13 protein-coding genes are annotated in these 11,891 nt (G+C 66.7%); 10 read left to right on the forward strand and 3 right to left on the reverse strand.

Annotated elements, in window-relative coordinates; all coding sequences use genetic code 11:
- Positions 1 to 18: 18 nt before the first annotated feature.
- Positions 19 to 345 carry a DUF4387 domain-containing protein gene (locus N5C88_RS23805; RefSeq protein ID WP_013392433.1) on the reverse strand — a complete coding sequence of 109 codons (327 nt, stop codon included), beginning with the start codon at positions 343 to 345 and terminating at the stop codon, positions 19 to 21.
- Positions 346 to 357: 12 nt separating this feature from the next.
- Positions 358 to 1,719 (reverse strand): acyclic terpene utilization AtuA family protein, encoded by a 1,362-nt coding sequence (locus tag N5C88_RS23810; protein ID WP_280016357.1) that lies wholly within the window; start codon positions 1,717 to 1,719, stop codon positions 358 to 360.
- A gap of 181 nt (positions 1,720 to 1,900) precedes the next feature.
- Here N5C88_RS23810 and N5C88_RS23815 point away from each other — a divergent pair, with 181 nt between their 5' ends.
- A complete protein-coding gene (locus tag N5C88_RS23815) occupies positions 1,901 to 2,527 on the forward strand; it encodes an NAD(P)H-hydrate epimerase (protein ID WP_280016358.1) in 627 nt (208 codons plus the stop codon).
- A 15-nt stretch (positions 2,528 to 2,542) separates the two neighbouring features.
- Here N5C88_RS23815 and paaX read toward each other — a convergent pair whose 3' ends face one another.
- Positions 2,543 to 3,472, reverse strand: coding sequence for a phenylacetic acid degradation operon negative regulatory protein PaaX (gene paaX, locus N5C88_RS23820; RefSeq protein WP_059379303.1), 930 nt, complete (start codon positions 3,470 to 3,472; stop codon positions 2,543 to 2,545).
- 173 nt (positions 3,473 to 3,645) lie between these two features.
- Between paaX and paaA the strand changes: the two genes are divergently transcribed.
- From paaA to paaK, 9 genes are all read left to right on the forward strand, one after another.
- The gene (gene paaA / locus N5C88_RS23825; protein ID WP_280016359.1) at positions 3,646 to 4,635 is read left to right on the forward strand and encodes a 1,2-phenylacetyl-CoA epoxidase subunit PaaA; all 990 of its coding nucleotides are present in this window, start codon (positions 3,646 to 3,648) and stop codon (positions 4,633 to 4,635) included.
- Positions 4,636 to 4,817: 182 nt separating this feature from the next.
- A complete protein-coding gene (gene paaB, locus N5C88_RS23830) occupies positions 4,818 to 5,102 on the forward strand; it encodes a 1,2-phenylacetyl-CoA epoxidase subunit PaaB (protein WP_013392438.1) in 285 nt (94 codons plus the stop codon).
- Between the two features lie 15 nt (positions 5,103 to 5,117).
- Positions 5,118 to 5,882 (forward strand): 1,2-phenylacetyl-CoA epoxidase subunit PaaC, encoded by a 765-nt coding sequence (paaC, locus tag N5C88_RS23835; protein ID WP_059379301.1) that lies wholly within the window; start codon positions 5,118 to 5,120, stop codon positions 5,880 to 5,882.
- A complete protein-coding gene (gene paaD / locus N5C88_RS23840; protein ID WP_280016360.1) occupies positions 5,879 to 6,385 on the forward strand; it encodes a 1,2-phenylacetyl-CoA epoxidase subunit PaaD in 507 nt (168 codons plus the stop codon). The genes paaC and paaD overlap by 4 nt, the downstream gene beginning before the upstream one ends.
- A 13-nt stretch (positions 6,386 to 6,398) precedes the next feature.
- Complete coding sequence (gene paaE / locus N5C88_RS23845; protein WP_059379299.1) at positions 6,399 to 7,487, forward strand: 1,2-phenylacetyl-CoA epoxidase subunit PaaE; 1,089 nt, start codon at positions 6,399 to 6,401, stop codon at positions 7,485 to 7,487.
- A 48-nt stretch (positions 7,488 to 7,535) separates the two neighbouring features.
- Entirely contained in the window at positions 7,536 to 9,200 is a 1,665-nt protein-coding gene (gene paaN, locus N5C88_RS23850) for a phenylacetic acid degradation protein PaaN (RefSeq protein WP_059379298.1), read from the forward strand.
- Positions 9,201 to 9,214: 14 nt separating this feature from the next.
- Positions 9,215 to 10,003, forward strand: a complete 789-nt coding sequence (gene paaG, locus N5C88_RS23855) for a 2-(1,2-epoxy-1,2-dihydrophenyl)acetyl-CoA isomerase PaaG (RefSeq protein ID WP_280016361.1) — start codon at positions 9,215 to 9,217, stop codon at positions 10,001 to 10,003.
- A 2-nt stretch (positions 10,004 to 10,005) separates the two neighbouring features.
- On the forward strand, positions 10,006 to 10,476 hold the full coding sequence (gene paaI, locus N5C88_RS23860; RefSeq protein ID WP_059379296.1) for a hydroxyphenylacetyl-CoA thioesterase PaaI: 471 nt from the start codon (positions 10,006 to 10,008) through the stop codon (positions 10,474 to 10,476).
- 111 nt (positions 10,477 to 10,587) lie between these two features.
- Positions 10,588 to 11,891 (forward strand): phenylacetate--CoA ligase PaaK (paaK, locus tag N5C88_RS23865; protein ID WP_280016362.1); only part of this gene is annotated, 1,304 nt, incomplete at its 3' end.

Consider the following 11,891-nt stretch of genomic DNA (forward strand, 5'->3'; position numbering starts at 1 on the left):
ACGCGGCGCCCGCGGCGTTCAGTCCGGCATGGGAACTGCGACGTCCAGCAGCGGCGCATACTGCTGCGCGCCGAAGATGTCGCCGTCGCCCGCGGACCCGCTGGGAGCCAGCCGGTAGATCGTGAATTTGATGGCCAGGCCGGGATCGTAATGCACGAAGTCCGATATGCGGCTGTCGTCGATGCGGTACAGGGCGGCCATGCTGGCGCGCGTCAGCGCGCCGGAGCGCTTGACCGCCTCGTAGGTCGCCGGCTCGCGGAAGATGATGTCGAAGGTGATCTTGTTCACGCCCGCGTTCTTGCTGCGGATGGTCTTGGCCAGGGTGCTGAGTTTCTGGGTGCTCATGGTCTTGCCGGCTCAGGCGCCAGCCTCGGTGAGGTGGGTCGGGAAGAGTTCGCCGGCGTCTTCGACCGGCAGCGTGTGGTTCAGGGTCCAACGGTAGGCGGCGCTGGTGCGCACCACTTCGTCCAGCGGAAACGATACCGAGCCGGCCGTGCCTTTCACGTCGGGCAGGCGGGCGTAGAACATCTGGCGCAGGCCCGTGAGCGTCAGCTCCTCGGCCATTTCGGCGGTCGGCGCCACGCCCTGGACCATGACGCACAGCTCATGGGCGGGCTGGTCGCGCAGCGGCTCCAGGTCGCCCATGACGCCGTCGCGCCCGTAGACCTTGTAGTGCAGCTCATAGCCCGAGTCGCCGAAGCGTTCGCGCACCTTGTCGCGCGCCCAGGCGATGACGCGGTCCACATTGGCGATGGTGTAGGGATCGCGTATGCCGCAAAGCCCCATGTAGCGTTCGCCGACCTTGCCGGAGCCTTCCAGCTTCACGCGCACCTGGGCGGCGGGCTCGAAGCGCGAGCCGGTGATGCGGGTGGTTTTTTCGCTCAGCTGCTCGTAGCGGCATTCGGCCATGTCCAGCCGGCCGCCGGCGAAGAATTCTTCGTACGGATTGGAGCGCTCGTACATCGCGTGGCCCGCGACTGACGCGATGGTGCAGCGCTGGTCGGGATGCATGGCGGTGACGCGCACGTCCTCGGCCGAGATCTCGCCCATCACGGTTTCCTTGCCGCCGTAGGGCTCGGCGCAGAACGAGGCGCACTCCAGTACCTTGCCCAGGTAATAGGCGCGGTCGGCATCGTAGCCCTGGTGCAGGGCCGGGGCGGCGAACACGGCGGCGTCCGAGCTGCGGCCGCCGATGACCACGTCCGCGCCGGCTTCCAGCAGCTTGATGTAGGGATGCACGCCGGCCACGGCCACGATGCGGTCGCTGGCATCCAGCTCGGCCTCGGTCAGGTCGGCGTAGCCGTCCAGGCCCGCCACCTGCTGGCCCGCGCGCAGCGCACGGCGCACGCGCTCCTTGTCGACTTCGGAATAGAAGTAGCCGATCTTGAACGGCGCCAGCTTGTGCTCGGCGGCGATTTCCTTGATCAGGCGCACATACAGGTCGACGCGGCTGTTGGAGCCGGTGTCGCCGGCCGAGCCGATGACCATGGGCACACCCAGCTTGCGCGCGGCCAGCAGCATCTGTTCCAGGTCGTGGCGCTGCCAGGCTTGCGGGCTGGTGGAGGTATCGGAGCCCAGCGGCACGGGACCCACGTCGTCGCTGCCCGAGTCGGCGGCGATGCAGTCCGGCCCGGCGGCGACGCCGAGCTGGAAGCTCTCGGTGCGCAAGGGGGCGAATCCTAAGTGCCCGTTCGGGCAGATGATGCTCATGGAACGCATGGGTGTAGTCTCTTCAGTTGAGTCGTCCGGTCTCGCTCGTACCGGCAATGACTACAACGCAAGATGCGTGCCAACTGGCAGGAAGCGAAAATCCCGCGAATTCGCGGGGCCAGTGGCGCAATTCCTCCTGATTTGCGGGTAAATTTTCACGCAATGCGTTAATTTCACGCATAAATAGGCCATGCCGTTCTCATACTCAGTCGTCAGCATCCGCGACGCCGAACGCCAGGCCCTGGCCGCCGGCCGAAGCTTGATGCCCCTGGCGGGGGCGGCCGCGGCCCGTTACGCGGCAGCGCGGATCCGGCCGGGGACGGTGGTGTTGGCGCTGGCGGGGCCTGGAAACAATGGCGGCGATGCGCTGGAAGCCGCGGCCGGCCTGCGCGCCATGGGGCATGACGTGCGCGTGCTGCTGCCATCGGGGGCGCAGCGCCTGCCGCCCGATGCCGCCCGCGCTTATGCCGGCTGGCAGGCCGCGGGCGGTGAAACCTGGTCAGCGCTGCAGCCGGGCTTCGTGCCGGAACTGGTCATCGACGGCCTGTTCGGCATCGGCTTGAATCGCCCGCTGGGCGCGGACTGGCAGGCGCTGGTGGACACGGTCAACGCCTGGAACGTGCCGGTGCTGGCGCTGGACGTGCCCAGCGGCATCGACGCCGATAGCGGCGAGGCCCTGGGGCGGCCGATCCGGGCGCGCTGGACCCTGTCTTTCATCGGCCGGGCGAGGGGGCTGGAACTGCCGGGGCCGGGACGCGACGCCTGCGGCGTGTCGGCAGTGGACACGCTGGGCGTGACCATCGCCCCGGCGGCCTGACCCGAAGGATTCGTCTTACGCGGGCTTGCCGCCGAAGCGCGAGGCGATGTCGGCTGCCAGCGGCGCGTAGCGCTCGTTGTCGCGGCCGGCCAGCGCATCCAGATGCGCTTCCGACGCGTCGAACACCTGCCAGTAGATGCGGCCGCAGATCTCGCGGGCGGCATGGCCGGGCCAGTCGTCGGGCAGCATGGGACCCGGCAGTTGCGGATCGTGCAGCACGATCCGGCGCCAACTGTGCAGCAGCATGACGCGCACGATGAACGCCTCGGCAGGCGCGGGCGGGGTTTCCAGCAGCTTTTCCAGCGGACCGAAATTCTTGGCGAACTGGCGGTACTGCTCGGCCAGCTCGTCCAGGTTCCAGCATTGCGAGGCCAGGCTGGCTATCGGCAGACCGCCGGCGCCGGCCAGGTCGCGCGCCGACAGCACCAGGGCGCGGTCGGGGATGCCCAGCTTTTCCAGGATGTCGTGCGCGGCGCTCGCCTCGGTGTGCGGGTGGGCAAACAGCCCGGGCGCGATCATGCCGAAGCCCTCCCAGACCAGCTCCCGGCGCAACTCGGCGCGTTCGGCCAGCCCGTTGCCGGTGCGCGGCAGGGCGACCAGCGTCCACTCGCCGTTCCATTCCTGGGGCGGGCCGACATAGATGCGCTGGGAGGCATGCGCGGTGTGGCGCAGGCCCTGCTCGGAAATCAGGTAGAGGCTGCGCCGTCCGTGGCGTTCGGATTGCAGCCAGTTCTGCGCCACCAGGCGGAACACGCTGGTGCGCAGCAGGCGTTCATTGATGCCTAGCGGGGCCAGCAGCTCGATCAGGTCGCCCAGCCAGATGGCGCCGCCGTGCGGCGCCAATGCGTCCCCGAGCAGGCTGACGCAGAGCGATTTTGCGCGCGGCGGATCGTTCTTGATCAGGCGTGACAGAAAGCGGTCCAGGGGCGACTGAGGGTTTGCCATTAGAGGGGGCCGGGGCGGCCGATATCGGGATCCGCAATATGATACATAAATCCAATGTGATACAGATTTGAGTTTGACAATGAATTTTTTGTATTAAATAATCCGCCTATGACATGACGGCACTGCGGAACGTTTGCTTTGCGTTTTCGCAAACCGTCTTCAAGGAGACAGACATGTACGCTCAACTCGTCGAAACCGGCGTCAAGCAGGTCAAGACCGCGGACCAGCTCGAAGGCCGGGAACAGACGTTCCAACGCCGGATCGACGACGGCGTCCGCATCGAGGCCAAGGACTGGATGCCGGACGCCTACCGCAAGACGCTGGTGCGCCAGATTTCCCAGCACGCGCACTCTGAAATCGTGGGCATGCTGCCCGAAGGCAACTGGATCACCCGCGCGCCTTCGCTCAAGCGCAAGGCCATCCTGCTGGCCAAGGTCCAGGACGAAGCCGGCCATGGCCTCTACCTGTACAGCGCCGCGGAAACCCTGGGCGTGTCGCGCGACGACCTGATCGACGATCTGCACGCCGGCCGCGCCAAGTACTCCAGCATCTTCAATTACCCCACGCTCAGCTGGGCCGACATCGGCATGATCGGCTGGCTGGTCGACGGCTCGGCCATCATCAACCAGATCCCGCTGTGCCGCTGTTCCTACGGCCCCTATGCGCGGGCCATGGTGCGCGTCTGTAAGGAAGAGTCCTTCCACCAGCGCCAGGGCTACGACCTGCTGATGCAGATGTGCCTGAACGGCACGCCCGAGCAGAAGGCGATGGTGCAGGACTCGCTGAACCGCTGGTGGTGGCCGGCGCTGATGATGTTCGGTCCTTCGGATGCCGACTCGCCCAACAGCGCCCAGTCCATGGCCTGGAAGATCAAGCTCTTCTCCAACGACGAACTGCGCCAGAAAATGGTGGACCAGACCGTGCCGCAGGCCGAATACCTGGGCCTGACGGTGCCGGATCCCGATCTGAAGTGGAACGCCGAGCGCGGCCACTACGATTTCGGCGAAATCGATTGGTCCGAGTTCTACGCGGTGCTCAAGGGCAACGGCCCCTGCAACCGCGAACGCCTGGCCGCGCGCGTCAAGGCGCACGAGGACGGCGCCTGGGTGCGCGACGCATTGGTCGCCTACGCCGATAAGCAGGCAGAGCGCAAAGCCGCGTGAGAGGATGAAACCCACCCCCGAAGCGCTGCGCGCTTCCCCCTTAAGGGGGCGCCACTGCGGACCGGCAAAGCCGGCTCCGCGCGGCCGCGCTGCGGCTCCGGTGGCTGGGTTTCCGGACTCACTCTTTTAACCATTGCAGATCAGGGCGCGCCGCGCGCGCCCGGTATTCAAGGACATCCATCATGAGCAAAGACTGGCCCCTGTGGGAAGTGTTCATCCGCAGCCAGCACGGCCTGGCGCACAAGCACGTCGGCAGCCTGCACGCGTCCGACGCCGAAATGGCGATCAACCACGCCCGCGACGTCTACACGCGCCGCAACGAAGGCCTGAGCATCTGGGTGGTGCGCGCCTCCGATATTTCGGCCAGCAGCCCCGGCGACAAGGACCCGCTGTTCGAACCGGCCAACAGCAAGGTCTACCGGCATCCCACGTTCTTCCCGATGCCCGAAGAAATCAAGCACATGTAAGACGGCGGGGGAGACATGGACAAGACTCTGTTTGAATACCTGCTGCGCCTGGGCGATTCCTCGCTCATCCTGTCGCAGCGTCTGGGCGCCTGGACCGGCCACGGCCCGATCCTGGAAGAAGACCTGGCATTGACCAATACCGCGCTCGACCTGCTGGGCCAGGCCCGCATGTGGCTGACGCTGGCGGGCGAGGTCGAAGGCGCCGGACGCGACGAAGACGCGCTGGCCTACCTGCGCGACGCGCACCAGTTCCACAACGTGCTGCTGGCCGAACGCCCCAACGGCAACTACGCCGACACCATGGCGCGCCAGTTCCTGTTCGACGTCTGGCACTACTTCCTGCTGCAGCGCCTGGAAAAGTCGAGCGACGAACGCGTCGCCGGCATCGCGGCCAAGGCCATCAAGGAAGTGACCTACCACGTGCGCCGTTCCTCGGACATGGTGGTGCGCCTGGGCGACGGCACGGCGGAAAGCCATGCCAAGATGCAGGCGGCCATCGATGACGCGTGGCGTTTCACCGGCGAACTGTTCGCCGACGACGCCGTGGACCTGGACGTCGCCGCCCGCGGCATCGGCTGCGAGCTGTCGGCCTTGCGCGAGCCCTGGCTGGCGCACGTGCGCGAAGTGCTGGAAGAAGCCACGCTGACCGTGCCCGACGAAGCCGCCGCCAACCATCTGGCGCACCGCGGCGGACGCCAGGGCAAGCACACCGAGGAACTGGGCTACGTGCTTGCCGAAATGCAGTTCCTGCCGCGCGCCTATCCGGGAGCCACCTGGTGAACGCGCTGGCGCCCGTTTCCGCCGACCAGGTCTACGCCTGGCTGCTGGAGGTCCCCGATCCGGAGATCCCCGTGTTGTCCGTGGTGGATCTGGGCGTGGTGCGGGACGTGTCCTGGGACGGCGAGGCCTGTGTCGTGGTCATCACGCCCACGTACTCCGGCTGTCCGGCCATGCGCGAGATCACGCAGGATATCCAGCAGACGCTGGCCCGCCACGGCATCGCCGAGGTTCGCGTGGAAACCCGCCTGGCGCCAGCCTGGACCACCGACTGGATGAGCGAGAAGGGACGCGAGGCGCTCAAGGGCTATGGCATCGCCGCGCCCGCCGAACGCGCCGTCGACATCTCGGGCATCAGCCGGCGTGCGGCCGGCCCCGCCATCGCCTGCCCGCGCTGCGGCTCGAAAGACACGCGCCTGGTCAGCAACTTCGGGTCCACGTCGTGCAAGGCGCTGTATCGCTGCGTGTCTTGCCGCGAACCCTTCGATTATTTCAAGACTCACTGAGAGCGGTTTCGCAATGAGCCAGAACCAATTCCATTCCTTGACGGTGGCTTCGGTGGCGCGCAACACGCGCGACGCCGTGGTCGTGACCTTCGACCTGCCCGAGACGCTGGCGCAAGAGTTCGCCTTCCAGCCGGGCCAGTACCTGACGTTGCGCACCGAGCTCAACGGCCAGGAACAGCGCCGCTCCTATTCCATCTGTTCCGCGCCCGACGACAAGCTGCTGCGCGTGGCCATCAAGAAGGTGGACGAGGGCGTCTTCTCCAGTTGGGCCAACCATGAGCTGCAGCCCGGCCAGACCCTGGAAGTCATGGCGCCGGCCGGCAACTTCACCGTCGATTTTTCCCCCGAGAACAAGCGCCACTATGTGGCGTTTGCCGTAGGCAGCGGCATCACGCCGGTGTTCTCCCTGGTCAAGACCGCGCTGTCGACCGAGCCCAACAGCAAGTTCACGCTGTTCTTCGGCAACCGCGCCTCGTCCGCGGTGCTGTTCCGCGAAGAGATCGAAGACCTGAAGAACCTCTACATGGAGCGCTTCTCGCTGGTCTACATCATGAGCCGCGAGACCCAGGACATCGAACTCTTCAACGGCCGCCTGGACGGCGACAAGGTCGACCAGCTGATGTCGGCCTGGATGAGTCCCGAGGATATCGATTACGCTTTTGTCTGTGGTCCGCAGACCATGACCGAAAGCGTGGTCGAGCGGCTGCAGGCCCGCGGCATTCCGAAGTCGAACATCAAGTTCGAACTCTTCGGCGCGCCCAAGGGGCCGCGCGCATTGCGCACCGGCCAGGACGCCCGCCAGGCGCCCGGCAAGGGCCAGTGCGAGGTGACCGTGGTGCAGGACGGCCACAGCCGTATGTTCGTGATTGAAAAGAATAAAGACAGCGTGCTGGATTCGGCGCTGGCGCAAGGTATCGAACTGCCGTATTCGTGCAAGGGCGGGGTGTGTTCCACCTGCCGCTGCAAGGTCATCGAAGGCGAGGTGGACATGGACGCCAACTTCGCCCTGGAAGACTACGAAGTGGCGCGCGGGTTCATCCTGAGCTGCCAGAGCTTTCCGGTCAGCGACCGCCTGGTCATCGACTTCGATCAGGAAACCTGACCCGGCCCGCGCCAGGCAGATAAAACCATATCCATTTGGAGAGACGCAGTGTCCCAACAATTCTTCGAACGCCATCAGCCCCTGCTGGAACAAGCCATGGCCGCCGCCTCCCTGCGCGGCTACTGGAGCCCCTTTGCCGAGTCGCCCAGCCCCCGCAACTATGGCGAAACCGCCAACGACGAGGGCCGCGCGGCCTTTGAGGCGCTGCAAGGCAAGCCTTTCCCGCTGAACCTGCACGACGCCGACGGTACCGTGGGCGGCGAAAAATCGCCGTTCGGCTTCGACCTGGGCATCACCTATCCGCACGTCCCCGCCGACAAGCTGATCGCCGCTTCCAAGCGCGCGCTGGAAGACTGGCGCCGCGCCGGCCCGCGCGCCTGGGTGGGCGTGTCGCTGGAAATCCTGGCCCGCCTGAACAAGCGCAGCTTCGAGATCGCTTACGCGGTCCAGCACACCACCGGCCAGGGCTTCATGATGGCCTTCCAGGCCGGCGGCCCGCACGCGCAGGACCGCGGCTTCGAAGCCGTGACCTACGCCTGGCAGGAAATGTCGCGCATCCCCGGCGTCGCCGTCTGGGAAAAGCCGCAAGGCAAGAATGACCCGATCCGCATGGAAAAGCAGTTCACCGTGGTGCCGCGCGGCGTCGCGCTGGTGATCGGCTGCTCCACCTTCCCGACCTGGAACGGCTACCCCGGCCTGTTCGCCAGCCTGGCCACCGGCAACACCGTCATCGTCAAGCCGCACCCCGGCGCCATCCTGCCCCTGGCCATCACCGTGAAGGTGGCGCGCGAAGTGCTGCAGGAAGCGGGCTTCGATCCGGACGTCGTCCTGCTGGCCGCGCATGCGGCCGGCGATGACACCGCGCAGAAGCTGGCGCTGGACCCGGCCGTCAAGATCGTCGACTTCACCGGCAGCACCGCCAATGGCGACTGGCTGGAGAACAACGCCCGCCAGGCGCTGGTCTACACCGAGAAGGCCGGCGTCAACCAGGTCATCATCGACTCCACCGACGACCTGAAGGGCGTGGCCCGCAACCTGGCGTTCTCGCTGGCCCTGTATTCGGGCCAGATGTGCACCGCGCCGCAGAACATCTACGTGCCGCGCGACGGCATCCAGACGCCGGAAGGCCGCGTCAGCTTCGACGAGGTCGCCGCCGCCCTGGGCGCCGCGGTCGAGAAGGTCGGCGCCGATGCGGCCAAGGCCGTCGAATTGACCGGCGCGATCCAGAACGAAGGCATCGTCGAGCGCATCGAGAAGGCCCGCGCGCTGGGCCTGCCGGTGGTGGCCGACAGCAAGGCGCTGACGCACCCGCAGTTCGAGAACGCCCGCGTCCGCACGCCGCTCCTGCTGCGCACGGAAGCCGGCAACGCCGCCATCAGCCAGGAATGGTTCGGTCCGATCGCCTTCGTGGTCGCCACCGACTCCACCACCCACAGCATCCAGCTGGCGCGCGACAGCGTGATCAAGCATGGCGCGCTGTCGCTGTCGGCCTACACCACCAGCGACGCCGTCGCCGACCAGGTGCAGGACGCGGCGGAAGTCTCGGGCGTGTCGCTGTCGCTGAACCTGACGGGCGGCGTGTTCGTCAACCAGACCGCCGCCTTCAGCGACTTCCACGGCACCGGCGCCAACCCGGCCGCCAACGCCGCGCTGTCGGATTCGGCCTTCGTGTCCAACCGTTTCCGCGTGGTGCAAACCCGCCGCCATGTCTGAACGGGGCCGCTGACATGAGCTACCAGGATATCCAATTCGACCTGTCGGGCGGCATCGCGCGCCTGACGCTGAACCGTCCCGACAAGCTGAACAGCTTCACCGCCAACATGCACGGCGAAGTGGCCGACGCGTTGACGCGCGTGGAGACCGAAGGCGCGCGCGTGCTGGTGCTGACCGGCGCGGGCCGCGGCTTCTGCGCCGGCCAGGACCTGAGCGAGCGCAAGCCCGCCGCCGACGGCACGCCGCCCGACCTCGGCGAGACCGTCGACAAGTTCTACGGGCCGCTGGTGCGCCGCGTGAACGCCCTGCCCATGCCCGTCGTGGTGGGCGTGAACGGCGTGGCCGCCGGCGCGGGCGCCAACCTGGCGTTTGCCGGCGATATCGTCATCGCCAAGGCTTCGGCCACGTTCATCCAGTCGTTCTGCCGCCTCGGGCTGATTCCCGATACCGGCGGCACCTTCGTGCTGCCGCGCCTGGTGGGCCGCGCCCGCGCCATGGGCCTGGCCATGCTGGGCGACAAGCTCAGCGCCAAGCAGGCCGAAGAGTGGGGCCTGATCTGGCAATGCGTGGCGGACGAGGAATTCGATGCGACGCTGGAACGCCGGGCGCAGCATTTCGCCAAGGCGCCGACCAAGGGCCTGGCGTTCACCAAGCGGGCCATGCAGGCCAGCCTGGGCAATGACCTGTCCACGCAGCTGGACCTGGAGCGCGACATGATGCGCGAACTCGGCCGCAGCGCGGACTATGCGGAAGGCGTGGCCGCCTTCCTGGGCAAGCGCGAACCGCAATTCAAGGGGCAATAAGAATGAACGCACACGTTCCCGAGGTCGAAGTGCCGGCCGATCCCCAGGAGCTGGCGCAAGCCGTCGGCACCGTCATGTACGCGGGCGACGCGGCGTCGCAGGGCCTGGACATGAAAGTCGAGGAAATGGCGCCGGGCTACGCGCGCCTGACCATGCGCGTGCGTCCCGACATGCTGAACGGCCACAAGACCTGCCACGGCGGATTCATCTTCGCCCTGGCGGACAGCGCGTTCGCCTTTTCGTGCAATTCGCGCAACGTCAGCACCGTCGCTTCGGGCTGCACCATCGACTATCTGGCCCCGGGCTTCGAAGGCGATCTGTTGACCGCGGTGGCGCAGGAGCGCTCGCTGGCCGGCCGCACCGGCGTCTATGACGTCACCGTCACCAACCAGGACGGACGCAACGTGGCGCTGTTCCGCGGCCGTTCCTACCGCATCAAGGGCCAGATCGTCGGCGTTCCCGCGGACGCTTGAGGCAGCCAGCCAACCAAAGCTATACGGCCGCGGGCCGGGCAGCGAGCGGGCAGGGCATATGCCCGCCGCGATCAGGCCCCGCGCAGAGAGAATTTCAGGAGAGAGATAACCATGTCCAACACCATGAGCAAGCCGGGGCTGGACCCCATCGAGCATGCCAGCCAGGATGAGCTGCGCGCGTTGCAGCTCGAGCGCCTGAAGTGGTCGCTCAAGCACGCCTACGACAACGTGCCGCACTACAAGAAGGCTTTCGATGAAGCCGGCGTACACCCTGACGACCTGAAGCAGCTGTCCGATATCTCGAAGTTCCCCTTCACCACGAAGAAGGAACTGCGCGAGAACTATCCCTTCGGCATGTTCGCCGTGCCGCGCGAGCGCATTTCGCGCATCCACGCGTCCAGCGGCACCACCGGCAAGCCGACCGTGGTGGGCTACACCAAGGGCGACCTGGACAACTGGGCCAACCTGGTGGCGCGCTCGATCCGCGCGGCGGGCGGCAAGCCTGGCGACACGGTGCACGTGGCCTACGGCTACGGCCTGTTCACGGGCGGCCTGGGTGCGCATTACGGCGCCGAACGCCTGGGCTGCACGGTCATTCCGATGTCGGGCGGACAGACCGAAAAACAGGTGCAGCTGATCAACGATTTCCGTCCGGACATCATCATGGTCACGCCCTCCTACTTCTGCAATATTCTGGAGGAACAGCGCCGCCAGGGGATTGATCCGCGTCAAAGCTCGCTGCGCATCGGCATCTTCGGCGCCGAACCCTGGACCGGGCAGATGCGCGCCGACATCGAGGCCGAAGCCGGCATCGACGCCGTCGACATCTACGGCCTGTCCGAAGTGATGGGGCCGGGCGTGGCCAGCGAATGCGTCGAGACCAAGGACGGTCCGGTGGTCTGGGAAGACCATTTCTACGCGGAAATCATCAATCCGGACACGGGCGAGCCCGTGGCCGACGGCGAGCCGGGCGAACTGGTGTTCACTTCGCTGACCAAGGAAGCGATGCCCATCATCCGCTACCGCACCCGCGACCTGACCCGCCTGCTGCCGCCCACCGCGCGCAGCATGCGCCGCATCGGCAAGATCACTGGCCGCAGCGACGACATGCTGATCGTGCGCGGCGTGAACATGTTCCCGACCCAGGTCGAGGAACTGGTCCTGAAGATCGCCCAGCTGGCGCCGCATTACCAGCTGGTGCTGTCGCGCACCGGCAATATGGACGAGCTGGAAATCCTGACCGAACTGCGCGCCGAATTCTCGACGCTGTCGGATGCGGACCGTACGAATCTGGGCAAGCAGCTGCAGCATGCCGTGAAGACGCACATCGGCGTGAGCGCGCGCATCCAGGTGTCGGACGCGGGCCATGTGGAACGCACGCTGACCGGCAAGGCGCGCCGCGTGATCGACAAGCG

The organism is Achromobacter sp. GD03932 (assembly GCF_029839485.1).
Lineage (GTDB): Bacteria > Pseudomonadota > Gammaproteobacteria > Burkholderiales > Burkholderiaceae_B > Achromobacter > Achromobacter bronchisepticus_A.